Here is a 24,369-nt window from a genome sequence, read left to right on the forward strand (position 1 = left end):
GACGTATGTCGAATCAAAATTCGGAGAGCGGTGCCTGTTGCTCACCGCTGGTACGCGAACCGTTGACCGAGGACTGGGCCGGCGATCTGGCCCGGATGTTCAAGGCCCTCGGTGATCCGGTCAGGTTGCGCCTACTGTCGCTGATCGCCTCCCACGCCGGGGGTGAGGCGTGCGTCTGCGACATTTCCGAAACGTTCGACCTGTCGCAGCCGACGATCTCCCACCACCTGAAGGTGCTGCGCTCGGCCGGACTGCTGGATTGCGAACGCCGCGGCACCTGGGTCTACTACTGGGTGATCCCCTCGGCCCTGCAGCAACTCTCGGCGGTACTGCTCACCGAGGGCGGACCGGTCGTCCCGTCCGAGGCCTGCACCACCACGGAGGTGCCGGCGTGAGCGAGGCCACCACCGCACACCAGCACCCGGCCGTCGTCGGCAAACTCTCCACCCTCGACCGGTTCCTGCCGGTGTGGATCGGCATCGCCATGGTCGCGGGTCTGCTGCTCGGCCGGATGATCCCCGGCCTCGGCGACGCGATGTCCGCGGTCGAGATCGACGGCATCTCGCTGCCGATCGCCCTCGGCCTGCTGATCATGATGTACCCGGTGCTCGCGAAGGTCCGCTACGACCGACTCGACACCGTCACCGGTGACCGCAAACTCCTCATCGGTTCGTTGGTGCTGAACTGGGTCCTCGGCCCGGCGCTGATGTTCGCCCTCGCCTGGTTGCTGCTGCCGGACCTGCCGGAATACCGCACCGGCCTGATCATCGTCGGCCTGGCCCGCTGCATCGCGATGGTGATCATCTGGAACGACCTGGCCTGCGGTGATCGAGAGGCCGCCGCCGTCCTGGTAGCGATCAACTCGGTGTTTCAGGTGGTCATGTTCGCCGTCCTCGGCTGGTTCTACCTGTCCGTGCTGCCCGGCTGGCTCGGCCTCGAGCAGACCACCATCGACACCTCGCCGTGGCAGATCGCGAAGTCGGTGCTGATCTTCCTCGGCATCCCCCTGCTCGCCGGCTACCTCACCCGCCGGTTCGGGGAAAAGGCCAAGGGCCGCGAATGGTACGAGTCGACATTCCTTCCCCGCATCGGGCCGTGGGCGCTCTACGGCCTGCTGTTCACCATCGTGATCCTCTTCGCCCTCCAAGGCGAGCAGATCACCTCCCGGCCCTGGGACGTCGTCCGGATCGCCATTCCCTTGCTGGCGTACTTCGCGATCATGTGGGGCGGCGGCTACACCCTCGGCGCCGTCATGGGCCTGGGCTACGAACGCACCACCACCCTGGCGTTCACCGCCGCCGGCAACAACTTCGAACTCGCCATCGCCGTCGCCATCGCCACCTACGGCGCCACCTCCGGACAGGCCCTCGCCGGTGTCGTCGGACCGCTGATCGAGGTCCCCGTCCTCGTCGGCCTGGTCTACGTCTCCCTCGCACTGCGCTCCCGGTTCCACACCTCCGCCACGGAAGGCTCGCTCCGATGACCACCCCCAGCGTGTTGTTCGTCTGCGTCCACAACGCCGGCCGCTCCCAGATGGCCGCCGGATTCCTCACCCACCTCGCCGGCGACCGGATCGAGGTCCGCTCCGCCGGGAGCGCCCCGGCCAAGACCATCAACCCGGCCGCCGTCGCGGCAATGGCCGAACTCGGCATCGACATCTCCGGCCAGTCCCCGAAAATCCTCACACCCGACACCGTCGAAAGTTCCGACGTCGTCATCACCATGGGCTGCGGCGACACCTGCCCCGTCTTCCCCGGAGTCAGCTACCGGGACTGGGCGCTCGACGACCCGGCAGGCAAGGGCGTCGACGCCGTACGGCCGATCCGCGACGAGATCAAGGCGCGGGTCGAAGCCCTGATCGCCGAACTCGTCCCCATCGCGCCTTGACGGGAAGTATCCGCCTGCGCTCTCCCCACTGGCGAGAGGAATGACGCCCCTCTACGACGCCCGAGTCGAGGACATGGTCGGTGCGGCCGTCGCACTCAACGCGCAGCTGTTGCGAACACTCGATCTGAATCCGGAACAGCTGAGCCGGCACTGATCACGTCGACGACGGGTTCGGCGATCCTGTGCAGCGCGGACACCAGCCGGTCGACCGTGTCGGTGACCGCCGCGACGTAGGCGTCGGGGCGGATGACCCACACCTCACCGGGTTTCGCGTCCAGCGCGGCGGTGAGGACACCGGTGGTGTCGATCTCCGACAGCCGGACCAGACGGATCGGTGTGTGCACCGCGCCGAGGGCCGCCGTGCGCATCTCGTCGGCGTCCACGCCGTCACCGAGCAGCAGGAGAATGCCGTTCCGGGCGATGTCGCGGAGCCGGGTGCCGCCACCGTCGCGCAGCATTACCGGGGTGTCGGGCACGAGGATTCCCGGCGCGGCGGGGGGAGTGCATCCACGATCCGGGCGCCCGGCGAAGACCCGTCCCGGATCTATTGTCGTCAAGGGTGATTCGACGTACCAGAACGGTTCGGCGAGGCGGCCGCTGTCGACGAGCGCGCGCGCCTGCGTGTCGGTGACCGCCGCAGTGAGCACGTCGCGGCGGTGCCGGTGCTGCTCGTCCGACTGCGGGACGAGGAAGTCCATCGTCGCCGTCGTAACGGCGATGTTCTCGACCGCCGCCGCGTGCCGCTCGGTGTGATACGTCTCGAGCAGCGACTCGTCCGCCCAGCCGCGCAGGACGAACGCCAGCTTCCAGGCGGCATTCTCGGCGTCGGCAACACCCGAATTCAGACCGCGGGCGCCGAACGGGGACACGATGTGCGCGGCGTCGCCGGCGAGCAGCACCCGGTCGACGCGCATCCGGTTCGCGACCCGGGAGTGGAAGCGGTACACCGATTTCCACACGATGCGGTAGTCGGTGTCGCCGATGATCTTCCGGATCCGCTCGTCCAGCGCCCCCGACCGTTCCTCGGCCTCGAGGTCGTAGTCGCCGGGCACCTGCCAGTCGATGCGGAACGTGGAATCGGGGCAGGGGTGGATGAGCACCTGCCTGCCCGGGTTCCACTCGGGGTCGAAGTAGAAGCGGCGCTCGTCGGCCCAGCCGGGGATGTCGGCGGCGATGTCGCAGATGAGGAACTTGTCGTCGAACGAGCGGCCGTCGAACGTGACCCCCAGCTGCTGCCGGATCGCGCTGCCCCGCGACCCCACCGCGACCACGGCGTAGTCGGACTCGACCACCCGGTCACCGTCGTCGGTGCGGCATGTGATGGTCACGCCGGTCTCGTCCTGGTCGACCGACGTGGCCTCGTGTCCCCACCGGACGTCGATCGACGGTGTGGCCGCGATCCGCTCGTCGAGCAGTTCCTCCGTGCGGGCCTGCGAGATGTTGACGAACGGCGGGAACGACGAGATGCCGCGGTCGACGAACGTCTGCGCGAACAGTTCGTGGTCGCGGTGGAACGTGCGGGCGCACCCCCACGTCACGCCCTCGTCGGCCAGCTGACGGCCGACGCCGATCGCGTCCCACACCTCGAGGACGTCCCGCTGCTGGCAGATGGCCTTCGATCCGATCGGATCGCGTTCGGCCCGGGCGTCGAGCAGCGTGACCGGTATGCCCCACCGGGCCAGCAGCAGCGCCGTCGTCTGCCCCACCGGGCCGTTGCCGACGACGGTGACGGTGCCGCCGCGGGTGTGTCGTCTTCCCATGATCCTCGCCTTGTCAGTGTGAAACAGTGACGGATGTCAGCCCTGTGAAACGGTGACGGATTTCAGCCCTGCAACTGGTCCCAGACCTCGCGGTCACGCTCGGCGGTCCAGATGACGGGGCGTTCGATGCCGGAGAGTTCGTCCCACACGCGGGAGACGTCGAACGGGAGGCAGTGCTCGAAGATCGGCCAGTGCCCGTACTTCTCGTTCAGTGCGGCGTGGGTGGCTTCGAACGCCTCCTTCAGGGTGCCGCCGCGCTGCTGCACCGCACCGACCTCGGCGAGCATGACCTCGATGAAGTGGCGGGTCTGCTCGATCGCGGCGTCGACGGCCTCCCGGCCGTGGGAGACGGCGCCGCGTCCACCGATCAGGACCTCGGCGCCCAGCGCCTTGATCCGGTCGAGGGTGCCGGTCGACCAGTCGCGGTGGAAGGCGTCGCCGGTGTAGAGCGCGGCCTGCGCCTCCACGAGGTCGCCGGCGAAGAGGATCTTCTGCTTCGGCAGCCACGCGGTGATGTCACCTTCGGTGTGCCCGCGGCCGAAGTGCTGGAGCACCAGGTCGCCACGCCCGCCGCCGAGGTCGATGGTCAGCTTGTCGGCGAACGTCAGGGTGGGCCACGTCAGTCCGGGCACCGAGTCGGCGGCCTTCGCGAGGCGCGGCATCCGACCGAATTCGCTTGCCCAGTCTTCCTTTCCACGCTCCTCGATGAGGGCGCGGGTGGTCTCGTGCGACACGATGGTCTCGGCGTCGAACGCGGACGCACCGAGCACGCGGACGGCGTGGTAATGCGAGAGCACCAGGTAGCGGACGGGCTTGTCGGTGTGCTCGCGCAGCTTGCGCAGCCAGTCCTGAGCGGCCACGGGGGTGGCGAGCGCCTCGAAGCAGACGACGAAGTCCTCGCCCTCGATGGCGCCGATGTTGGGATCACCCTCGGCGGTCAGCGCGTACACGCCTTCGGCGAGAACTTCCAGGGTCTGTTCCTTCTCGCCGAGGTCGGCCGAGGACGCGAAGCTTGTCGGGCTCATGCGATGCACCTAACTAATCAAAGGTTTGATTGATGGTGACCACAGTAACCCGGCTCACAAAATAATGAAAGCCTTGATCAAAATTTGTCCGGGATTTCTCCGCCCTACCCCAACCCGCCGCGACGAACGGGACGCTCGTTGCATCTGACGCAACGAGCGTCCCGTTCGTCGCGGAAGGGGAGGCGGTGGGGACGTGCTCACCCCGCGAGCAGCACGCCCACCAGCGCGATCGAGGCCACCCAGACGGTGGAGATCGTGGCGAGGACGAAGGGGCGGGCGCCGACCTTCTTGATGGTGGCGATCTGGACGCCGGCGCCGAGGGCGAACATCGCGGCGGTGAGGAGCGCGGTCTGCAGGATCTTGGCGTCGGCGAGCAGACCCGCGGGCAGCAGGCCGGACGACCGGAGGCCGACGCAGGCGAGGAACGCGACGACGAACAGCGGGACGAGCGGCGGGCGCTTCACGTCGGCGTCGTTACCGGCGAGGGAGCGCTGCCGCACGCTGAGCACGGCCATGACCGGTGCGAGCATGAGGACGCGGGCCAGCTTGACCACCGCGGCGACGCCGAGGGCGGCACCGCCGATCGCTCCGCCGGCCGCGACGACCTGCGCGACCTCGTGGATCGACCCGCCCGCCCACAGGCCGGCGTCGGTGTCCGAGAGCCCGAGCGCCCGCGACAGCAGGGGGATCGCGGGGATCATGAGGGTGCCGAAGATGACGACGAGCGCGACCGCGGTGATCACCTCTTCCTCGTCGGCGTCCACGACCCCGTCCACCGCCGCGACCGCGGCCGCACCGCAGATCGAGAATCCGCAGGCGATGAGCAGCCGTTGCGTCCAGCTGAGGCCGAGCAGTTTGCCCGCGAACATGGTGCCGACGATGCCCAGGCAGACGATCGAGACGACCACGACGATGACGCCCCAGCCGAGTCCGAGGATGTCGCTCAACATCAACTGCAGCCCGAGGAGGGCGATGCCGACCCGGAGCAGTTTCTTGGCGGAGAACTGCAGTCCCGGGCGGAGGCGCTCGGGCAGTCGCGCGACGTTCGACAGTACGGCGCCGAGCACGATGGCGATCAACAGTGGGCTCACCGTCGGCAGGAACCTGCCGATGCCCATCGCGAGGGCGGTGGCGGCGGCGCACAGCGCCAGGCCCGGGAGGAGAGTCGCCGTGGCGGTCTGCAGTCGCGGCAGCGTTCCCGTGCTCTCGACGCGCTGTTCCTCGGACTTCGATTCGCTCAGTTCGGTGCTCATACTCCTACGGTCCGTCACTGCGGCGCTTTGCGATAGCCGTCATTTCGGCATGAACACATATCAATCAGATATGTCTTGCGGCAGGGTCATATACTCGGTGCATGTCCCGCAAATGGCCGGAGTTTCCGGTGCTCGAGTTGCTCGTCGGTGTCGACGACCACGGAAGCCTCAGCGCTGCCGCCAGACTCGCGGGCATGGCGCAGCCGAATGCGAGTCGCGCCATCAAGCAACTCGAGCGCCAGTTCGGCATGACCCTGCTGCAGCGCAGCCCGACGGGTTCGATACTGACGCCACAGGGCACGGTGATCGCGCACTGGGCGCGCCGGGTGCTGTCCGATGCGTGCAGGCTGCTCGATGTGGCCGAGGGGCTGCGCGCGGAACGCTCGGCCGAGTTGACGGTGGGCGCCAGCATGACGGTGGCGGAACATCTGATGCCGGGGTGGCTGGGACAGTTCCGCCGGTTGCACTCCGACGTCACCATTCATCTGCAGGTGCACAACTCGACTCAGGTGTTCGAGCGCATCAACAACAGGATCTGCGACGTCGGGTTCGTCGAGTCGCCGACGGTGCCGCGTCCGTTGAAGAGTCTCACGGTGGCGCGCGACCGGCTGGTCGTCGTCGTTCACCCCACCCATCCGTGGGCGCGGCGGCGAAAAGCACTGTCCGTCAGCGAGTTGGCGCTGACGCCGCTCCTGGTCCGGGAACCGGGATCGGGCACCCGGACTACCCTCGACGTGGCGTTGCAGGAATACGAACGGGCGGCACCACTTCTCGAACTGGGCAGCGCCGCCGCGATTCGCACCAGCGTGCTGGCCGGGGTCGGACCGGCGGTGATGAGCACCCTCGCGGTCGCCGAGCAGGTCGCCGCCGGGGAGCTGAAGGTGATCGACGTCGACGGCCTCGAACTCGACCGGGTTCTGCGGGCCGTGTGGCGGGGCGCGCGTCAGCTCGACGGTCCCGCAGGCGAACTGGTGCGCCTGGTCCGCCGGGTCGGGGCGGAGAACTGACCGGCGCTCAGCCGAGCAGGAACGTTGCCGCGCCGGCCGCGATCACCAGCACGATGACGGCGGACCGAAACACGCCCGGCGGCAGTCGCCTGGCGATCGCCAGTCCGGCGACATTGCCGATCACCGCCGCCGTCACGAAGATCGGGAGACGCGGCCAGAACATCGACTCCGTGATCTCGTCGTGGAACCACAGGACACCGAGCGCCATCACGTTGGCGACGATGAAATAGCCTGCGAGATCGGCGATGAACGCCAGCGGTGGCAGCCGCGCACGCATCAGCAACAACACCGGGGGCGGTCCGTTGAGGGAGGTCGTGGTGCCCAGATAGCCGCCCACGGAGCCGGTGAGGACATGTGCGGTGGTGGAGGGGGTCCGGGTGGTTTGCGTCCGGGTCGGGAGTGCCATCGCGACCCCGCACAGCATGACCACGACTCCCGCCGCCGGCTTCAGATACTGTTCCGGCACCAACCCGAGGGTGACCGCACCCAGCCAGGCGCCGGGCAGACTGCCCCCACCGAGCAGTGCCACTCGTCCCCAGCTGATGTGTTCGCGCAGGTGATACGCCGCGCCGATGCGGGTGATCAGCCCGGCGACGAGATTGACGAATACCACTTCGGGAACGGCGAATCCGATCATCAGCATCACCGGCGTCGCGATCAGGGCCGTCCCGAACCCGGTGGCCCCTCCGATGACGGAGGCGATGCCGATGCACAGGGCACCCACGAGGAGCATCGTCATCGCGACTCCCTTCTCGATCCGGTGGCACGGTCCCGTGCCTGGTCCGCCGCTCAGATGGCGAGGGATTGGACTGCGCTCACCAGCGCCATCAATTCGATGTCGCTGCCGGTGCATCCGCGGGACAGGTCGTTCCACGGCGCGGCCAATCCTTGCAGGATGGGCCCCAAGGCTATTGCACCGCCGAGCCGCTGGGCAATTTTGTACCCGATGTTGCCGGCGTCGAGGTTCGGGAACACCAGGACGTTCGCGCGGCCGGCGACCCGGGACCCGGGCGCCTTGGACGCGCCGATCTCGGCGACCAGCGCGGCATCGAACTGGAGGTCTCCGTCCACGTGCAACTGCGGGTCCCGGACGCGCACCCGTTCCGCGGCCTCGCGGACCTTCTCCACGCGCGGATGGCTGGCGCTGCCCTGGGTGCTGAACGACAGCATCGCCGCGATCGGGGTCTGCTCGGTGAGCTGGAAGTGGGTGGCGCTGGCGGCGAGCGCGATGTCGACCAGTTCCTCGACCGTCGGGTCGGGGACGACGGCGCAGTCGGAGAACGTCAGCTGCCTGCCGTCCGGCAGCAACATCAGGATCGCACTGGACAGGGTGCTCGAACCCGGTGCGAGTCCGACGATGCGCAGTCCGGCCCGCAGTACGTCGGACGTCGGCCTGCTCGCACCCGCGACTCCGGCATCGACCACCCCGGCGCGCACCGCCGCCGCGGCGAGACACACCGGGTCCGACAGCGCCGACTCGATCCGGTCGGGATATTTCGCGAATCCCGATGCGACGGCGTCGCGGATCGCGGGGTCGGCGGCGGCCTCGTCCAGGTCGACGACGAGTTCCTCGGCCAGCGGAATGCCCGCGGCCTCGGCGGTGCGCCGGATGACGTCCCGGCGCCCGAACAGGCGCGGGGCGACGACGCATTTGTGGTGCAGATGGTGGGCCGCACGGATCGCGCGTCCGTCCTCTCCGTCCGCGAGCGCGACGGTCCGGTTCCGGCCGCTCAGGGTGGCGGTCCAGTGGTCGATCAGAGACGAATCATTCAGTCGTGCAATGTCAGTGGGTGGTGCAGTGGTGGCGCCCGGGGCCATGGCCTCGCTCTCCCGTCGATACGAAGAGGGGTGGCGGTCGTCGATCACGACGACCGCCACCCGCTGGAACTCGGGGAAGGTGCCCTTCCCTACGGCTGGATCGCCTTCTCGATGTCGGTGAGCATGCTGTCGATGCCGTGCAGCAGTTCCGAGAGCACCTCGTCGTCGGCGACGAGCGGCGGGGAGATCATCAGCATCGTGGCACCGCGGTCGTCGCCGCGCAGGATCACCTTGGTGCGGGCGAACGCCTCCGGCAGCACCTTGCGCAGCACCGTCAGCGACTCCTGTTCGGTGAACTCGCGGCCGCTGTCGCTGTCCGCCATCAGTTCGATCGCGTAGAAGAATCCGGTGCCGCGGACGTCCTTCACGCAGCGGTGCGAGCGCATCAGCGAATCGAGTGCCGTCTTCAGCTTCGGGCCGCGTGCGCTGACGTTGCCGAGCACGTTCTCGTCGCGCATCGCGGTGATGTTCGCGACCGCGACCGCCGTCGACACCGGGTGCCCGCCCCACGTCGCGCCGTGGGTGAACACGCCGCCCTTGGGCGAGTCGTAGAGTTCGCGCACCAGCTGCTCACGCACGATCAGACCGCCGAGCGGGGCGTATCCGGAGGTGGAGCCCTTCGCGAACGTGATCATGTCCGGCACCACACCGGTGAGTCCGTGTCCGAACCAGTGTCCGAGGCGGCCGAACGAGCAGATCACCTCGTCGGAGACCAGCAGGATCCCGTGCTTGTCGCACAGTGCGCGCAGCGCCGCCCAGTATCCGTCCGGCGGGACCAGGGCGCCGCGGCCGTTCTGGACCGGCTCGGCGAACACGGCGGCGATGGTCTCGGCGCCCTCTTCCTCGATGACGGCTTCGATCGCGGCGATGCAGTCGAGCTCGTTCGCCGGGCCGCAGTCGCCGAGGTAGCCGAGCGTGTTGGGTACGGAGCGGACGCCGGGCAGCAGCGGGCCGAACGGATCCTTGATCTTGGGCAGCTGCGTCACCGAGAGGGCGCCGAGAGTGGTTCCGTGGTAGGCCATCTCGCGGCTGATGATCTTGGTTCGCTGCGGGTTGCCCTGGCTGCGGTGGTACTGCCGGGCGAACTTGACGGCCGTCTCCACGGCCTCGGAACCCGAGTTGACGAAGAACGTCGTTCCGAGGTCACCGGGCGCCAGATCGGCGATCAGCGCGGACGCCTCGATCGCGGGAATGTGGGCGCTGCCCCAGTTGGACGCGTACGCCAGCGTCCCGATCTGCTCGCTCGCCGCCTTCGCGATGTCGTCGCGGCCGTGACCGATGTTCACGCAGAACAGACCAGCCAGACCGTCGAGGAAACGGTCTCCCTCGGTGTCGATCAGATAGCTACCCTCACCCCGAACGAACACCGGAAAGTCGCTTTCCCAGGTGTCCTTGCGGGTGAAATGAGGTCCGAGGTGCCGACGGGCCCGTGCTCGCAATTCGGTGACGTCCACGACCATCTCCTTCGTTGTCGAATGGCTGTGATCCACAACATACCGACGAGGCGGACCGCAGGTCAGAACCAGAAGCGCGGTATTCGATGGGTCCAGACTGGTCCCCGCAGACGGTCCCCAACTGGTCCTTCTGGTCCCATGCCAGAGTGATCCAGACTTCGGTATCGCTCGGCACCACGGCATGTGGCCGGAGCGGCGAACAGCCCCAGCTAACGGAGGTCTCAGATGAGGATCGGTATCCCCAAGGAAGTCAAGAACCACGAGTACCGGGTGGCGGCCACTCCCGCCGGTGTCCACGAGATGGTTGCCCACGGGCACGACGTGTTCGTGGAACGCGGTGCGGGGGAGGGCTCGTCGATCGGCGACGACGCCTACGGCGCGGCCGGCGCGAAGATCCTCGACAGCGCCGACGCCGTGTGGCAGAGCGCGGAACTCCTGCTGAAGGTCAAGGAGCCGATCGCGGAGGAATACCACCGGATGCGTTCGGACCTCACGCTGTTCACCTACCTGCACCTCGCCGCGGGTGAGGAGTGCACCCGGGCCCTGCTCGCCGCCGGCACGAATTCGGTTGCGTACGAGACCGTTCAGCTTCCCGACGGTTCGCTGCCGCTGCTGTTCCCGATGAGTGAGGTCGCCGGCAGGCTCGCTCCCCTCGTCGGTGCGCAGGCACTCATGCGCCCGGAGGGTGGCCGGGGTGTGCTGATCGGCGGCGTGTCCGGTGTGTCCCCGGCGCGGGTCGTCGTTATCGGTGCCGGCGTATCGGGCATGAACGCCGTCGCCGTCGCCGCAGGCACCTGGGCCGACGTCGTCCTGTTCGACAAGAACGTCGACAAGCTGCGCGCCGCCGACCGCATGTACCAGGGGCGGATCCGGACCCTCGCCGCCAACGCCTACTCGATCGAGCAGGAGGTCATGCAGGCCGACCTCGTCATCGGCGCCGTGCTCGTCCCGGGCGCCAAGGCACCGAAGATCATCTCGAACTCGCTGGTCTCACGGATGAAACCGGGCAGCGTCCTCGTCGACATCGCGATCGACCAGGGTGGTTGCTTCGAGGACTCGCGGCCCACCACCCACGCGGACCCCACGTTCAAGGTCCACGACTCGGTGTTCTACTGCGTGGCGAACATGCCGGGAGCTGTGCCCCACACGTCCACGTACGCGCTCACCAACGTGACCCTGCCGTACACGCTGCAGATCGCGGAGAAGGGCCTGGCCCGCGCGGCCCGGGAGAACGCCGCACTCCGCGCCGGCGTCAGCACGATCTCCGGACGCCTCACCAACGATGCCGTCGGTGCCGCACTCGGGATCGAGTCGGTCGGCGTCGACGACGCGCTCAACCTGGTTTGATTTCGCCGCCGGCCCGGCATACTGAGAAGTGCTCGTTCGGGAACTTCTCGGCGTGCCGGGTCGGCCTACACCTGGCCACTCTTGGATCCACGGGAGGCGATGCGTGCCGAGAACACTGATCGAGATCGACCGCAATTCCGCCGAACCGCTCTACCGGCAGGTTCGACGGGCGATCGAACACGGCATCGCCAACGGACTGTTCGATCCACGCCACCGCCTCCCCAGTTCACGGGAACTGGCGGTCGATCTCGCGATCTCCCGGAACACGATCAACCTGGCCTATCAGGAACTGATCGCCGAGGGGCTCGTTCAAAGCCACCAGCGCTCGGGCATGTTCGTGAATCCCGACATGATCGAGACGCTCGCATCCGACGCCCGCGCGACCATCCCGCGCATCGACTGGTCGTCCCGCATCCGGCGGTACCCCGACGCCGACGTTCCGCACATCGAGAAGAACGTCGACTGGCACAGCTACCCGTATCCGTTCCTGGCCGGGCAGATCGACATCCGCAGCTTCCCGGCCCGCGCGTGGGTCCGCTGCCTGCGCGACGCGCTGTACCAGCCGCATGCCTACGCCAGCCTGCAGGACAGCGTCGGCGCGGACGATCCGATGTTGATCGACATGATCCGCCAGCACCTGTTGCCGTCGCGCGGTATCGAGGCCGGTGCCGACGAGGTACTCGTCACCGTCGGTTCCCAGCAGGGGCTGGATCTCGTCGGCCGCGTTCTCCTCGGACCCGAACACCGCGTCGCGATCGAGAACCCCGGCTACCTCGACGCGCGACACATCTTCCTGCGCACCGGCGCTCAGGTGTACGGCATCGACGTCGACGCGCACGGTCTGCGCCCGCCGGAGACGCTGCGCGGCACGGACCTGATGTATCTGACCCCGAGCCATCACCATCCGACCAACGTGACGCTCGGCATCGACCGCAGGCAGCGTCTGCTGCAGCTCGCCGCGGAATCCGGCACCGTGATCGTCGAGGACGACTACGACAGCGAGTTCCGCTATCACGGCAGTCCCAGCCCGGCGCTCAAGGCCCTCGACTCCAGCGGCGATGCCGTGTACCTCGGCACGTTCTCGAAGTTCCTGGCCCCCGGTCTGCGCCTCGGCTACCTCGTCGGACCGGCGGATCTGGTGCGTGAGCTGCGCAAAGCCCGCCGGTACGTGCTGCGTCACCCACCGGGTCATCAGCAGCGGGCCCTGGCGATGCTCATCGACAGCGGCGAGTATCACCGCGCGCTGCGCCATCACCGCACCCAGATGAAACACAAATGGGAACGCCTGTGCGCGGCCGTCGACAAGTACCTTCCCTGGCCGCAGGAGCCGTACCCGCCCGGTGGGGTCAGCCTGTGGATGACCGGTCCGGAGAATCTCGACTGCCGGGTGCTCGCGCGGGAGGCCGAGGCCCGCGGCGTCCTCATCGAGCGGGGCGACATCTTCTTCACCCAGCCGGTACCGCCCCGCAACCACTTTCGCATCGGCTACGGGGCGATTCCCCTGCGCTCCATCGAGGAAGGCATCGCCCTCCTCGGCCAGGCGTGCCAGGCGAGTTTCCGCTTTGGCAGGTAGACCCCGACAACACCCGCGGCCCGGCCGCACCATTTGACTAACGATGGCCGGCACGTCCCGAAAGTCGGCCGTTGCCGGAGCGAGCTGCGCCGCAGAGGTCCCGATAGCTCCGTCCGGTGACGAATCCCGAATCGGGGCGACAAACGGGACATCAGACGATCTGCTCTGGATAGTTGTGCGCTGTTTTGGGTGTCTCCCATTCGACGGTTTCTGATCCATGGCCGACCTATCATCGAAACAACCGAACGGATCCGATGAGTTCGTCGCCCGCGGCCGGTCCAAACTCGTAACACCCGAGGAAAGGACACCGCCATGTCAGAACTTCTCGTCGACTTCATCACCTCCCTCGACGGCAACGCATCGGGAGAGGGCTGGCCCGGGTTCTGGGGCCTCGAGGGCCCGGAGTACCTCGCTTGGCTCGGCGAGCAGCCCGAGGTCACCTACCTCATGGGAGCGAACACCTACCGCCTGATGTCAGGCTTCGCCGCCGGCGAGGTCCCGAATGGCCAAGATGAGTTCAGGGCCGAAGAAGAGGCGTCCGTCGACGAGCTCACGCAAGCGTCCAAGGTGGTGTTCTCCTCCTCGCTGGAGGAGCCACTGACGTGGGCCAACTCCACGCTCGTCCGCGACGACGCCGTCGAGACGGTCCGCGCCATGAAGTCGAATGGCTCGGGGCTCCTCAGCACGATCGGCAGCCTCAGCCTGTGCCGGTCCCTGCTACGGGCCGGACTCGTCGACCGCTTCCGAGTCGTGATGTTCCCGGTGATCACCGGGGCTACGGGCGCAGAACGCATCTACGAGGGCTACCCGGACGTCGCCCTCGAGATGATCGAGCACCGGACCTTCGACGGCCGCATCCAGCTGGTCGAGTACAAGCCACGCGTGCTCGAGCACCCGCCGCTCGGCGCCCCTGCGTGACGTCGCCCCGTCCGCTTCGTACGAACACCTGGCCTTGGCCGAGCTATGAGTCCACTCGACAAGGGTAGGTGATCGCACGCTCCGACTCCGTCCTTATCCGCAATGCCGAGAAGGTTGGGACCCGCTGACCAGCGGACTGAACAATGTGGCAACGCAGCCCGGCGGTGTTCCTTCCATATTGATGAGGCGGGCAGGCGGCACGAAATGTGGAAACCGACACCGAAACGTGGAACCTGCAAGACGCTGTTCCGGAGCACTCTCACAGCCCCCTTGGCGGCTTACTTCGGGTTTGTGCGGTTGGTGACGAGAATTCCGCTTCCCGCACCGCCTTCCGGGAAACTGGTAGGTCGACGTGATCCGCCGCGGTCAGTATTCCTTGTTGTCGAGTTCTCGGGCACTGCAAGCGATGCCCGGCCGCGAGAAATTCTGGGGGGGGTGCGGTGTGGCGGTTAGGTCGTTCGACTTTCTGGTCCCAGAATTGCGGGTATGGCCGAGATCATTGCTTCCCGCCGCCGGGGGCGGCCCAGTAAGGGAACCCGTGCTGTGGTCAAGGCGCTGGTGCCTCCGGAGCTCAAGGAAGCAGCTGCCAGCGCCGCGAAGGCGTATGGCATGACCGCGAACGACTACATCGCGGCGCTTATCGCGGCCGACACCGGCCTGACCGAGCTGCTGGCTTCGATTCAGGAGAAGCAGACCGCGACACAACGATCCGCGGAATCCTGCAGATCGGGACCGTGACGGATCACCGGTCTGGGCAGTGTGTGGCGACCTGTGTGCTCGTCGCGATAGTGACAGTAGATCGTCCGCCGTCAGCGATGATCGCGGGACTCCGCCGGAACGAGAAACGTCAACGCGACACTGAACGCCCCCGACGGATCAGTGCACGTTACGGCACTATTTATTGCACGAAGGGACAGGCCCATGACCCGCACCATCGCGGTGGTCAACCACAAAGGTGGTTCCACCAAAACCACGAGCACCGTCAATCTCGCCCAGGCCCTCGTCGAAGCCGGCCACACCGTCCGTGTTGTCGACCTCGACCCGCAATGCAACGCCACCACCTGGCTCGGTGCCACGCCCGAGGCCGTCGACAACGATGTCCTGTCGGTGCTCATGATGGTGGCGAGCATCGAGGATGCCACCACCATCACCGCGTCCGGGATTCACCTCGTTCCTGCCACCAAGGAACTCGATTCCGTCGGGCCCTACTTCCTCAAGAAGCCCGGTGCGCACGGCGTCCTGCGCAAAGCCCTCGCCGGCGCCCCCGATGTCGACTTCAACCTCCTCGACTGCCCTGGAGACTTCGACCACCTGACCATCAGCGCACTCGTCGCCTGCACCGACGTGCTCGCCGCTGTCATGACGGGAGCGATGGAACTCGAAGCGCTCATGCGGATCGAGAACTACATCAGCGAGCAGGTCGAGTTGCTCAACCCCACCGCGCGGCTCAATCACATTCTGTGCGGCCGCGTCGAACTCGGCCAGATCATCGACCAGCAGGTCCTCGCCGCGCTCCGCGAGACCTACCCCGATCAGACGATGCGCACCATCATCCCGAAGTCGGTCCGTGTCAGCGAAAGTTACAGCGCCGAAGAACCCGTCGTCAGGTGGGCACCATCGTCGTCGGCGGCACGCGCCTACCGCGACGCCGCCCGAGAACTCGTCGAAAGGATGTCCTGATGAGCGCGACACGTAAACCCGGCCTCGCCAGCAACCCCCTCGACCGCCGTCCCCAGCCTCGCGCAGGCGCCCATCAGGTCGGGACGTGCTCGAGAACTCGTCGGAAGGATCTCCTGATCAACGTGACCTGTGAGCCCGGCCTCGTCAACGGCCCCGTCGAACGCAAGCGGCGGCTGCCGAACCTCGTCGAGCAGGGCGTGGACGTCGCACGAGAAGCGGCCACCAACGACGGAACCCAGCCGGGGCCGGTGGCCCTCGACGAGGAAACGACCACCACACGGGTACCCGCGGACAAGACGCTGGAATCCGTCTATATCAACCGCGCCAAGGTCGAAGGCGGCAAGAATGCCGTCGCCGCGATCGGCCACATCGCCGGCGCCCCCGACAGTTGGTCCGACCTCGTCGACGAGGCCCTCACCCGCTACCTCGCCGTTCTCGAACGCGAATACAACGATGGCGAACCCTTCCCGCCGCGCAACGCCGAACGCGTCCGGGGATCACGCATCAACTAGCCCGCCCAGGCGATCGGTGCGCTCGGTTCTGCATGGCCTTAAGCGCATTCGTGACGCCCAGAGCGTGCACGCCGGGGCGCATCGTTGAAAGGTAACGACAGGCAAGGCTTTCCGACTGGTCGATATCGGGTGAACCAATGGATATCGAATCGCAGGGTCTGCGAATGCGAGTCTGCCACGACAACGGCCACACCCACGCCGACAGCAAACTCGACGCCCTCACCAAGGCGACGGCGGTCCTCACCGAGGTATCGAGGCCGATTTCAACGGCCTGTGTGGCTGCTTCACCGGTAACGGCGCTCCCAATGCTATGGGTGTGCCAGGATTTATCCGAGTAGATACTCGGACCGAGCCCGAACACAAGGTTCGGGCGGTCGCCATTCAGGGTGGTTGACATGCGGTTTGTGAACCAAGTAACGGCGATTGCGTTTGTCTCGATTCTCGTCAGCTCGGCGTGTGGCAGCAATTCCGATCCGTCCGGTTCGCCACCGACGACTGTGGCTCATCCGCCGGCGGAGTTTGTCGAGGGTCCGTGCGCGCAGACGCCAAATCCGGTCCCACTGCTGGAGAATGCTCGCTGCGGGGAATTGGTGGTACCGGTGAACCGCACCAGAGAAGACAGCGGATCCTTGCGCTTGGCAGTTGCGATCGTTCCGTCGGAAACGCAGCCGCCGGCCAAGGCTCCGATCGTCTTTCTCATGGGCGGGCCCGGTCAGGATGCGGTCACCGATCCCCCGGTCAACCCGGACGTGCCGCTGAACCGTGATCGCGATCTGATCCTGATGGGACAGCGCGGCAACATCACGTCCAGCTCGCCGTTGCCCTGCCCGGAGATTTTCGAGTTTTTTGCCCACCGGGTCGGAATGGCGTGGAACGCTGAGTCCACACGGGATGCGTACGTAGAAGCGGTGAAGGGCTGCCACGACCGCCTGGCTCCCACCGTTGACCTCTCGGCGTTCAATTCGACCGAGAGCACCTATGACCTGATTGATTTACGCAAGGCACTCGGCCTCGAGAAGTGGAATGTGTTCTCCCACTCGTACGGTACCGACCTTGCGCTGATCTACATGCGTCAAGACGCCGACGCCATCGAGTCGATCGTGTTCGACGGAGTGACGCCTCCATCGGCTGGTGCCCTGGGGTGGACCTGGGCCAGCGCTCGCCAAGCATTCGACAACATGGTCAAGGCGTGCGAGGACCAGCCAGCATGCAAAGTGCGCTATCCCGACCTGGGGGCAACGTTCATCCGGCTGGTCAATGAGCTTGAAGCGAAGCCCATTACCACGACGGTCAACGTTGCGGGGGTAGGAGAGACGAAGGTTGTCGTCGACGGCGGAATGCTGCTGAACTGGTTTGTCCCCGTGGCTACCCATCTACCGAACGAGTTCCCGTCAACGGTCGATGAGCTCGCACACGGGAATGCGCAGCCCATTGCGTCGCGGTGGGCCGAGGTGTGGGGGCATCCGGAGAGGGGCGTCCTCCATTGGGGCCTCACCCTGAGCATTTGGTGCCGTGAATGGATCCCGTTCGAGACCGTCGAGCAGTCACTGCAACAGGCGGAACAGGAATTCCCTGAACTCCCGGAGTCCGTTCGGGCCCAAGCGCCACAGCTGCCGTTCCTGCGCGACGCCTGCGAGGTGTGGGACGTGCCGAAGGCCCCTGACTCGATCCGGGACATCACTGTCAGTGACATCCCGTCGCTTGTGCTGTCGGGTACCTACGACGGGCAGACCGGAGCGGTGTGGGGCGACTACATCGCGAAGGATCTCTCGCAATCCATAGTCGCGGTAGTGCCCGGAGCTGCACACGGTGTGTATGCAGAGCCACCGTGCGGAGCCGAGATAATCGCGTCGTTTTTCGACAATCCGGAGAACCCGGACACATCCTGCACGGACACGACGCCACTGCCGGCATACGACATTCTCGCGCCACGCTGATGACGACCGAGGTGTTCGCCGTCGGTGGCCCCGAGTTGTCGCGCCGGGCGGTGCTAGGCGGGGCGGTCGCCGGGTTGACGGTGCTCGTGTCGCCGGCATGTTCGTCGACGGAGTCGACCACCACAGCCACGAGCGTCCCGGCGAACGCGAAGGACGCATTCAACGAGCTCGACGCCAAGATCGACAAGGCGATGCGGGACTACGCGGTCCCCGGGGTTGCGGTTGGCGTCATTGCCGACGGTAAGGAGTACATCAAGGGGTACGGGGTCACCAATGTCGACCACCCGACCCCGGTGGACGGCGACACCCTGTTCCGGATCGGCTCCACGACGAAGACGTTCACCGGAACGACCGTGATGCGCCTCGTCGACGAGGGCAAAGTCGATCTGGAGGCACCAATACGCCAGTATCTGCCCGATTTCGCGGTCGCCGATCCAGACGCCAGCGCCACGACGACGGTGCGACAACTGCTCAACCACACGTCGGGTTGGCTCGGTGACGATCTCCAGGACTTCGGTCGAGGTGACGACGCGATAGCCAAGTTCGTGGCGTCGATGACCCGGCTCCCACAAAAGACCCCGCCGGGCGCGGTCTTCGCCTACAACAATGCAGGGTTGGTTGTGGCGGGGCGGATCGTCGAGGCCGTGACCGGATCGGTCTACGAGGACGCCGTCCAGAAGATGCTGCTGGACCCGCTCGAGTTACGTCACACCCGCTTCTTCTCGGACCAGATAATCGGCCAAAATATCGCCGCCTCACACAACGTCGACGACGGAAAAGCCGTTGTGGATCCGGGCTTCTGGTTCTTCTCGCGCAGTTGCAATCCGACCGGATCGTTGATTTCCAGCGTGCGGGATCAGGTGCGCTACGCGCGCTTCCACCTCGGCGATGGCACCACACCCAAGGGAGATCGGTTGATGAGCAAAGACTCGCTCATCGCCATGCGTTCGAATCCAGGCGTCGGCGGCACGCTTCAGGTCGAACTCACCGGCGTGGGAGTGACATGGATGCTGCGGCCGTCCGCGGAGAACGAGACGATCGTCCAACATGGCGGGACCTGGGCGGGTCAACGATCCGGGTTCTTCATGGTGCCCAGCCGTAACTTCGCCATGACCGTGCTCACCAATTCCGAGGGGGGAGGGAAACTGCTCAACGAACTGTTCGCCGAGGACTGGTCGCTTCGCCGCTTCGCCGGAATCAGTAACCTGCCCGCGACGCCCCAGAAGTTGAGCACGGCCGAGTTGGCGCCCTACGAGGGGGCGTATGCCACTGACGACATCGATCAATCGGGCACCCTGGGGACCGTCGTGATCCACTTCCGCGGCAAAGACGGCCAGCTCGTCGGCAACATGAGCGACGCCCCGGATGGCACCTCCCTGCCGGATGAGCAGACAGTCCCGAATCTCGGTCTTGCGCTTTACAAGACCGACTATGGGCTCGACCTTGGCCCCGACCTCAAACCCACCGGCACCCGATCCAACTTCGTTCGGGGGTCCGATGGGAATGTCGCCTGGTTCAGCAACCACGGACGGCTCTACCGGCACCTGCAGTAAATAGCCACCCCGGGAACGCCGGTGGCGCAATGCGAAATTGAATCAGCGCCGGCCCGAAGCCCACGCCGATCCGAGGGTGGGTACTCAGCGCCTGGTCTCGTACCTGGTCAGGACCACGCCGTCAGGGAACGTCCCGGTCTCCACCAGGGTCAGGTTCACCCAGTTGTCCAGGGCCGCAAAGAACGGCGTGCCGCCACCTACCAGGACCGGGTGGGTGGCGATCGCGTACTCGTCGATCAGCCCATCACGCATGGCCACTGCAGCGAGTGTGGCGCCGCCGATATCCATGGGGCCGCCGTCCTCGGCCCCGAGCCGGGCAATCTCGGTGACCGCGTCGCCGGTGACCAGGCGGGTGTTCCAGTCGACCGTGCTGGTCGTCGAGGAGAACACCACCTTCGGCATGCCCCGCCAGCGGCGGGCGAACTCGATCTCCGCCGGTGTGGCACCCGGCTGCTGGTCGGCGGTCGGCCAGTGGGAGCTCATCGTCTCCCACAGTTTGCGCCCGTACAGCGCTGTGCCTGTCGCCCTCACCCGGTCGGACCACCACTGGAACAGCTCGTCGCTCGGCACACTCCAGCCGAGGTCGTCGCCGGGTGCGGCGATGTAGCCGTCCACGCTCACGTTCATGGCGAAGGTCAGTTTCCGCATGGTGTCAGCCTCCCGTGAGTCGGTACTCGGTGTACAGACCAGCACGGCGCGAAGCAATCATCGGTCAGGCCACACCGAGGGCAGTTCCACCACGCCAAGCGGATGTGCGTACGGAGTCCGGCGGCGGTTCCTGCGCGAACATCCCGGCCACATGCTGGACAGCTGGCCGCGGCCGGCCGATTGATTTCCTACAAGAACGACAGCTCACGACACGCTAAATTTGGGGCACCCCAAAGCAGAGGAGCGCCCCATGGGCAAGGTGGTCATGTACAGCTCGGTGTCGGTGGACGGCTTCATCGCGGACGAGAATGACCAGCCCGGACCGCTGTTCGACTGGTTGTCCAGCGGTGACGTCCCGTTGGACGAGAGCGGCGAGGTGACGGTGTCACAGACGTCCTACGACCACACCCGGCCGTACTGGGACCAGATCGGGGCGACACTCGTCGGCCGCCACGTCTTCGACATGACCGACGGCTGGGACGGGAAGCCTCCGGGCGGGATCGACCACGTGGTCGTCGTGACGCACCGGCCGGAGCCCGAGGGCTGGGACCTAAAGGCGCCGTTTCACTTCGTCGACGGCGTCGAGGCAGCCGTGGCCAAGGCGCAGGAGCTTGCGGGTGACCGCATCGTCGAGGTCGCCGCTGGCGACGTCGGTGGCCAGGTGCTTGCCGCAGGTTTGGTCGACGAGGTGCGCATGGACGTCGTACCCGTCGTGTTCGGGTCCGGCAAGCGCTACTTCGGGTCGGTCCACGCGCAGCACCTGTTGGAGGATCCTGATGTGGTGAGTCAGGGCAACCGGGTCCTTCACCTGCGCTATCGGGTGCGCCGTTGACCGATCTGAGCGGGTACGCGAGGAGCCCCCTGCGAACGGTGACAGAAGATCGGGCCCCCGGCTGCGTTTGCGCATCGCTGTCCCTGGTCGGGCAGCCGACGCCGATCCGCCCCGGCACCTCAACTGCGGCAAGTTCAACAAGATCACTGGTTGCCGGTTTCCGTCGTATCTTGGCCGACCCCCGATAGGTTTGTGCGGATCGGGTTCGTCACGACGACCTGACGAATCGGCAGGTTATGAGGAAACTTCATTGAAGCCGGCAGACGAAGCAGCCATCCGTGCAGGTCAGACCAACTTCGGGAGTCCGGGGCCTCATCGGCCGGACTCGGTAACAGCTGACTGGCGAATAGCGGGATTGTCGGCTACTGCGTACCGCGGGAGTGGGTGACGCGGACACAGTCGATGGAACGTGACGGGTGTCGTCGGACGCGTTAATCCAGGTCAAGGAACTGCCCAACACCAGCGCCCGGTAACAGCGTGGCGGGGGTGCCAGGGTAACCGGGCGCACCGCCCGCGGTGAAGAGGGCAACCACTATCCCGGAGCCAGTCTGGGCGACCCCCTGGAAGGTCCGCACAAGAGGTCCGCAGCGCCACTCGCGCCGGTCGATATGTTGCGCCAGTGGACGACAAAATCGCAGTAGAGGAATGCGCCGCAACGGAATCGAGTGATCCCCGGCTCGTCTGGGTCTGTCCGGACAGTGATATCCGTACTGGACGGCGAGTTGGTGAATCCAGTCGGTCCGTTGGTCAGTCCCGCGAACGGGATCGCCAGGACCGTGTCGGTCGGGGCTGCGCTCACCGGCGGAGCGGCGAGCAGCAGTACTACGAGTGCAGTCCCGGCGACAGTAGTCATGCTGCGGGGCATCAAAGCGGTTCGGAACATGGGTCCACCTCCTGCAAGGCGTCGAGCCGAGCCGAGCCCCGGACGGATCCGCTGAGGGTGTCCGCGCGCAAAACACCTGCGCCGTCGCGGGAAATGTAGGTTCCACGGCTTGGCGTCACTTCTCTGAATCTTTGACCTGCGGGGTTCTCAACATCGTGTCAGTGCCCGATTCTCACGAGCTTGTCGGAATCCTCAATTCGGTCCCCATCCCGTCAGCGGGATCGTTGACCGTCGCCGATCCTGCAGAGTGCCTGGCGTCCTTGATGTGTGGGGCTCGGTTGACAGGGCCGGCTAGCTGGGCGAACGTGGACGTAGGTCGGGTGGCCGCGAGCACTTGCCGTGCGATCGACGAGAGGATCCCCGATGTCCCCTTCCCCGATGTGGTACTGGCTCGGTGACCATTACTGGTACACGGTGTACCCATTGGTAACGATCTTCGGCCCGATCTTCGGCTGATGGTGATGGCCGGATTCGGTGACGGTACACCCCCATGCCGTCCCAGATCGCAGACCTCAGATGGAGGAAGTCGCACCGTTACAGGATCCATGACCGGCGACAACGAGTCGTCTATTGGATCTGTCAGATTCATCAGACGCATAGGCTCTGAGAATGGCGCGCAGAGCGGTGTTCGATCCTACCGACAGGGACCTGTTCAACGAGCAACGACAACGCTTCGACTGGAGTCTGCTGCAGAACGGCGCCGTGTTCCGGTACGACACCCGATTCCAACTGGATAGCGCCTGCGACCGACTCACCGGGCTCGGCTACCTAGTGCAACGGATCGACGCGCACGAATGGTCCTCGGTGGAAGACATGTTCGATGCCTTCGCCGAGGCGATGGGATACCAGCGGGCCTACGGCGGCAGCACCAGCGCGTTCAGTGATGTGTTCGCCGACGTGGGCACGTTCGATTTCGGCAGTGATCCCGATTCCACGGGAACCGTCCTGGCGATCGCCGGGTTCGACACCTTGATGAGCCTCGACGACCGCACCGCGCACCTGATACTGGACCACTTCGCCCGTGAGGCCAGATTGGCAGGACTGTATGCCCATCCGATGCTGTGCCTGATCGAATCCGCTGCCGACCACCGCCTAGAACCGGTCGGCGGATACAACGTCCTGCGCGGAAGTGTGTGGGACAGTGAGCCAGACCTGCCGTGGCCATTTCACGACACCGACATCGTCGAATACGTGTTTCGGATCTACGCAACAGACGCCGGCGCCGTCGAGTACATCGCCGCCCTGCGCGCCCTCTTAGCCGCCGCGCTCGCAGACATCGGGCGCTGGCAGATCCTTGGACCCAGCCCGGCATCCGAGGCCGCCGCAAAACTCAGCGAGGAACACCGTCCCGAGCCACTTCCCGCCGGAACGCACCTGCTGGATGTATCGATTGGCATCCGAGGAGAAGGGGACCATACGACCCTCGGGGATTCGCTGGTCCACCTTCTCCAAGAGGTCGGCGGCCTTCGTTTCGACTACATGTTCTCGGCCTTCTATCCCGCAGGCACCGAATCACGAGAGAAAGCCATGCGGCGATACCAGGCGCTGGCCGACTCACCGGACCAATAACCGAACCCTCACCCGGGCTCGTTCCAATTGCCGTCCCGTGACTGGAACTCGCTGACCTGCGACGTCCCGTAGAGGTCGTCCGATGAAGAATCCCGAATTGGAGCGTCAAACGGTGCAGAAACCTGCGGGTCGCTGCGCTCAACCGACGAGTACCGGAATCCGGAATCCACAGCACTCCGCGGATTGCGTTTCCTCCTCCAACACTTCCATGAATCTCATCAGTCTCTGGGGGAGATTTCGAAACTGGTTTGCAGACTGATTCCCTCGACCGAGGCCATACCCTCCACCAGCAAGGGCTCGACACGACGGCGGTGGTCAATGGTCAACTCAGAAGTGTGGCTACAACGCACCCTCCATCCCGGAATTTCTGGCGGTCTCCAGAATGACGGCACCGTCCACTCCTTCCCAGTGCGGCAAGATCTGCACGGGCACGCCGACCCCGGGCAGCGCGTGACCGAGGTCGGAGAGAGCTGCACGGCGCTCCAGATACGGCGCCGCCATCAAATCGGAACCGTCGGCAGAGAGAACGTCGAACGGAAGGTAGGTGACCGGCCCCTGACCGCAGCCGACCGCAGCCGAGAGGCGGCACCCGTCGTACTTCATTTCCGCCGCCCAGTCGCCGCTCAGTGCCTCCGGGAGCTCCCGGAGCTTCCGCCGGCAACGGGAACCCGCCCTCACCTGATCGGCGAGGACGGGTTCCAGTTCCATTGCAG

Annotated in this window: 21 protein-coding genes and 1 pseudogene; 14 read left to right on the forward strand and 8 right to left on the reverse strand. The window is 66.1% G+C overall.

The features are described 5' to 3' along the window. Window positions 1–5: 5 nt before the first annotated feature. Genes CJ179_RS41680 through CJ179_RS41690 form a run of 3 tightly spaced genes read left to right on the forward strand, consistent with a single transcriptional unit; the run spans window position 6 to window position 1,887 of the window. Window positions 6–395 (forward strand): helix-turn-helix transcriptional regulator, encoded by a 390-nt coding sequence (locus CJ179_RS41680; RefSeq protein WP_095865351.1) that lies wholly within the window; start codon window positions 6–8, stop codon window positions 393–395. Continuing rightward, window positions 392–1,483: an ACR3 family arsenite efflux transporter gene (gene arsB, locus CJ179_RS41685; RefSeq protein ID WP_095865352.1), complete on the forward strand. Its 1,092-nt coding sequence runs from the start codon at window positions 392–394 to the stop codon at window positions 1,481–1,483. Before CJ179_RS41680 ends, arsB begins: the two co-directional genes overlap by 4 nt. Beyond that, on the forward strand, window positions 1,480–1,887 hold the full coding sequence (locus CJ179_RS41690; RefSeq protein ID WP_095865353.1) for an arsenate reductase ArsC: 408 nt from the start codon (window positions 1,480–1,482) through the stop codon (window positions 1,885–1,887). Before arsB ends, CJ179_RS41690 begins: the two co-directional genes overlap by 4 nt. Before the next feature lie 95 nt (window positions 1,888–1,982). Here the strand turns inward: CJ179_RS41690 and CJ179_RS41695 are convergent, their stop codons facing one another. The 3 genes from CJ179_RS41695 to CJ179_RS41705 all read right to left on the reverse strand — a co-directional run bounded on the left by CJ179_RS41695 (window position 1,983) and on the right by CJ179_RS41705 (window position 5,925). After that, the gene (locus CJ179_RS41695; protein ID WP_095865354.1) at window positions 1,983–3,647 is read right to left on the reverse strand and encodes an FAD-dependent monooxygenase; all 1,665 of its coding nucleotides are present in this window, start codon (window positions 3,645–3,647) and stop codon (window positions 1,983–1,985) included. 62 nt (window positions 3,648–3,709) lie between these two features. Continuing rightward, the gene (locus CJ179_RS41700; RefSeq protein WP_072944989.1) at window positions 3,710–4,672 is read right to left on the reverse strand and encodes an MBL fold metallo-hydrolase; all 963 of its coding nucleotides are present in this window, start codon (window positions 4,670–4,672) and stop codon (window positions 3,710–3,712) included. 197 nt (window positions 4,673–4,869) lie between these two features. Beyond that, on the reverse strand, window positions 4,870–5,925 hold the full coding sequence (locus CJ179_RS41705; protein ID WP_072944987.1) for a YeiH family protein: 1,056 nt from the start codon (window positions 5,923–5,925) through the stop codon (window positions 4,870–4,872). A 101-nt stretch (window positions 5,926–6,026) separates the two neighbouring features. On the opposite strand from CJ179_RS41705, the gene CJ179_RS41710 reads away from it, so the two are divergent. Beyond that, a complete protein-coding gene (locus CJ179_RS41710; protein ID WP_072944985.1) occupies window positions 6,027–6,932 on the forward strand; it encodes a LysR family transcriptional regulator in 906 nt (301 codons plus the stop codon). A gap of 7 nt (window positions 6,933–6,939) precedes the next feature. Here CJ179_RS41710 and CJ179_RS41715 read toward each other — a convergent pair whose 3' ends face one another. The 3 genes from CJ179_RS41715 to CJ179_RS41725 form a co-directional block, all read right to left on the reverse strand. After that, window positions 6,940–7,671 (reverse strand): sulfite exporter TauE/SafE family protein, encoded by a 732-nt coding sequence (locus tag CJ179_RS41715; protein ID WP_072944983.1) that lies wholly within the window; start codon window positions 7,669–7,671, stop codon window positions 6,940–6,942. A gap of 50 nt (window positions 7,672–7,721) precedes the next feature. Beyond that, window positions 7,722–8,750: a phosphotransacetylase gene (locus tag CJ179_RS41720; protein WP_095865668.1), complete on the reverse strand. Its 1,029-nt coding sequence runs from the start codon at window positions 8,748–8,750 to the stop codon at window positions 7,722–7,724. Window positions 8,751–8,839: 89 nt separating this feature from the next. Continuing rightward, a complete protein-coding gene (locus CJ179_RS41725) occupies window positions 8,840–10,210 on the reverse strand; it encodes an aspartate aminotransferase family protein (RefSeq protein ID WP_179377872.1) in 1,371 nt (456 codons plus the stop codon). Between the two features lie 219 nt (window positions 10,211–10,429). On the opposite strand from CJ179_RS41725, the gene ald reads away from it, so the two are divergent. The 8 genes from ald to CJ179_RS41775 all read left to right on the forward strand — a co-directional run bounded on the left by ald (window position 10,430) and on the right by CJ179_RS41775 (window position 19,724). Beyond that, window positions 10,430–11,551, forward strand: a complete 1,122-nt coding sequence (gene ald / locus CJ179_RS41735) for an alanine dehydrogenase (RefSeq protein ID WP_095865357.1) — start codon at window positions 10,430–10,432, stop codon at window positions 11,549–11,551. A 103-nt stretch (window positions 11,552–11,654) separates the two neighbouring features. Then, window positions 11,655–13,124 carry a PLP-dependent aminotransferase family protein gene (locus tag CJ179_RS41740; protein WP_095865358.1) on the forward strand — a complete coding sequence of 490 codons (1,470 nt, stop codon included), beginning with the start codon at window positions 11,655–11,657 and terminating at the stop codon, window positions 13,122–13,124. Window positions 13,125–13,436: 312 nt separating this feature from the next. Continuing rightward, window positions 13,437–14,042 carry a dihydrofolate reductase family protein gene (locus CJ179_RS41745; RefSeq protein WP_095865359.1) on the forward strand — a complete coding sequence of 202 codons (606 nt, stop codon included), beginning with the start codon at window positions 13,437–13,439 and terminating at the stop codon, window positions 14,040–14,042. Between the two features lie 486 nt (window positions 14,043–14,528). Further along, window positions 14,529–14,780 carry a hypothetical protein gene (locus CJ179_RS41750; RefSeq protein WP_257016048.1) on the forward strand — a complete coding sequence of 84 codons (252 nt, stop codon included), beginning with the start codon at window positions 14,529–14,531 and terminating at the stop codon, window positions 14,778–14,780. A 183-nt stretch (window positions 14,781–14,963) separates the two neighbouring features. Then, complete coding sequence (locus CJ179_RS41755; RefSeq protein WP_095865360.1) at window positions 14,964–15,722, forward strand: ParA family protein; 759 nt, start codon at window positions 14,964–14,966, stop codon at window positions 15,720–15,722. After that, complete coding sequence (locus CJ179_RS41760; protein ID WP_095865361.1) at window positions 15,722–16,234, forward strand: hypothetical protein; 513 nt, start codon at window positions 15,722–15,724, stop codon at window positions 16,232–16,234. Before CJ179_RS41755 ends, CJ179_RS41760 begins: the two co-directional genes overlap by 1 nt. Window positions 16,235–16,629: 395 nt before the next feature. Further along, complete coding sequence (locus tag CJ179_RS41770; protein ID WP_257016049.1) at window positions 16,630–18,171, forward strand: alpha/beta hydrolase; 1,542 nt, start codon at window positions 16,630–16,632, stop codon at window positions 18,169–18,171. Next, the gene (locus CJ179_RS41775) at window positions 18,171–19,724 is read left to right on the forward strand and encodes a serine hydrolase (RefSeq protein ID WP_095865364.1); all 1,554 of its coding nucleotides are present in this window, start codon (window positions 18,171–18,173) and stop codon (window positions 19,722–19,724) included. The genes CJ179_RS41770 and CJ179_RS41775 overlap by 1 nt, the downstream gene beginning before the upstream one ends. A gap of 84 nt (window positions 19,725–19,808) precedes the next feature. On the opposite strand, the gene CJ179_RS41780 is transcribed toward CJ179_RS41775, so the two are convergent. Continuing rightward, on the reverse strand, window positions 19,809–20,372 hold the full coding sequence (locus CJ179_RS41780) for a dihydrofolate reductase family protein (protein ID WP_095865365.1): 564 nt from the start codon (window positions 20,370–20,372) through the stop codon (window positions 19,809–19,811). A gap of 250 nt (window positions 20,373–20,622) precedes the next feature. Here CJ179_RS41780 and CJ179_RS41785 point away from each other — a divergent pair, with 250 nt between their 5' ends. After that, the gene (locus CJ179_RS41785) at window positions 20,623–21,204 is read left to right on the forward strand and encodes a dihydrofolate reductase family protein (RefSeq protein ID WP_095865366.1); all 582 of its coding nucleotides are present in this window, start codon (window positions 20,623–20,625) and stop codon (window positions 21,202–21,204) included. Between the two features lie 1,492 nt (window positions 21,205–22,696). After that, entirely contained in the window at window positions 22,697–23,656 is a 960-nt protein-coding gene (locus CJ179_RS41790; protein ID WP_257016050.1) for a barstar family protein, read from the forward strand. A gap of 342 nt (window positions 23,657–23,998) precedes the next feature. Here the strand turns inward: CJ179_RS41790 and CJ179_RS41795 are convergent. Next, a pseudogene (locus CJ179_RS41795) lies at window positions 23,999–24,364 on the reverse strand (hypothetical protein); the annotation flags it as partial. Between the last annotated feature and the right edge of the window lie 5 nt (window positions 24,365–24,369).

The sequence above is a fragment of the Rhodococcus sp. ACS1 genome (assembly GCF_002300155.1).
GTDB classification, from domain to species: Bacteria; Actinomycetota; Actinomycetes; order Mycobacteriales; family Mycobacteriaceae; genus Rhodococcus_F; species Rhodococcus_F koreensis.

Coding starts and splice junctions, on each gene's coding strand:
- CJ179_RS41680 (WP_095865351.1), top strand. CDS start 6: ATGTCGAATCAAAATTCGGAGAGCGGTGCCTGTTGCTCACCGCTGGTA.
- CJ179_RS41690 (WP_095865353.1), top strand. CDS start 1,480: ATGACCACCCCCAGCGTGTTGTTCGTCTGCGTCCACAACGCCGGCCGC.
- CJ179_RS41695 (WP_095865354.1), bottom strand. CDS start 3,647: ATGGGAAGACGACACACCCGCGGCGGCACCGTCACCGTCGTCGGCAAC.
- CJ179_RS41700 (WP_072944989.1), bottom strand. CDS start 4,672: ATGAGCCCGACAAGCTTCGCGTCCTCGGCCGACCTCGGCGAGAAGGAA.
- CJ179_RS41705 (WP_072944987.1), bottom strand. CDS start 5,925: ATGAGCACCGAACTGAGCGAATCGAAGTCCGAGGAACAGCGCGTCGAG.
- CJ179_RS41710 (WP_072944985.1), top strand. CDS start 6,027: ATGTCCCGCAAATGGCCGGAGTTTCCGGTGCTCGAGTTGCTCGTCGGT.
- CJ179_RS41715 (WP_072944983.1), bottom strand. CDS start 7,671: ATGACGATGCTCCTCGTGGGTGCCCTGTGCATCGGCATCGCCTCCGTC.
- CJ179_RS41720 (WP_095865668.1), bottom strand. CDS start 8,750: ATGGCCCCGGGCGCCACCACTGCACCACCCACTGACATTGCACGACTG.
- CJ179_RS41725 (WP_179377872.1), bottom strand. CDS start 10,210: ATGGTCGTGGACGTCACCGAATTGCGAGCACGGGCCCGTCGGCACCTC.
- ald (WP_095865357.1), top strand. CDS start 10,430: ATGAGGATCGGTATCCCCAAGGAAGTCAAGAACCACGAGTACCGGGTG.
- CJ179_RS41745 (WP_095865359.1), top strand. CDS start 13,437: ATGTCAGAACTTCTCGTCGACTTCATCACCTCCCTCGACGGCAACGCA.
- CJ179_RS41750 (WP_257016048.1), top strand. CDS start 14,529: ATGGCCGAGATCATTGCTTCCCGCCGCCGGGGGCGGCCCAGTAAGGGA.
- CJ179_RS41755 (WP_095865360.1), top strand. CDS start 14,964: ATGACCCGCACCATCGCGGTGGTCAACCACAAAGGTGGTTCCACCAAA.
- CJ179_RS41760 (WP_095865361.1), top strand. CDS start 15,722: ATGAGCGCGACACGTAAACCCGGCCTCGCCAGCAACCCCCTCGACCGC.
- CJ179_RS41770 (WP_257016049.1), top strand. CDS start 16,630: ATGCGGTTTGTGAACCAAGTAACGGCGATTGCGTTTGTCTCGATTCTC.
- CJ179_RS41775 (WP_095865364.1), top strand. CDS start 18,171: ATGACGACCGAGGTGTTCGCCGTCGGTGGCCCCGAGTTGTCGCGCCGG.
- CJ179_RS41780 (WP_095865365.1), bottom strand. CDS start 20,372: ATGCGGAAACTGACCTTCGCCATGAACGTGAGCGTGGACGGCTACATC.
- CJ179_RS41785 (WP_095865366.1), top strand. CDS start 20,623: ATGGGCAAGGTGGTCATGTACAGCTCGGTGTCGGTGGACGGCTTCATC.
- CJ179_RS41790 (WP_257016050.1), top strand. CDS start 22,697: ATGGCGCGCAGAGCGGTGTTCGATCCTACCGACAGGGACCTGTTCAAC.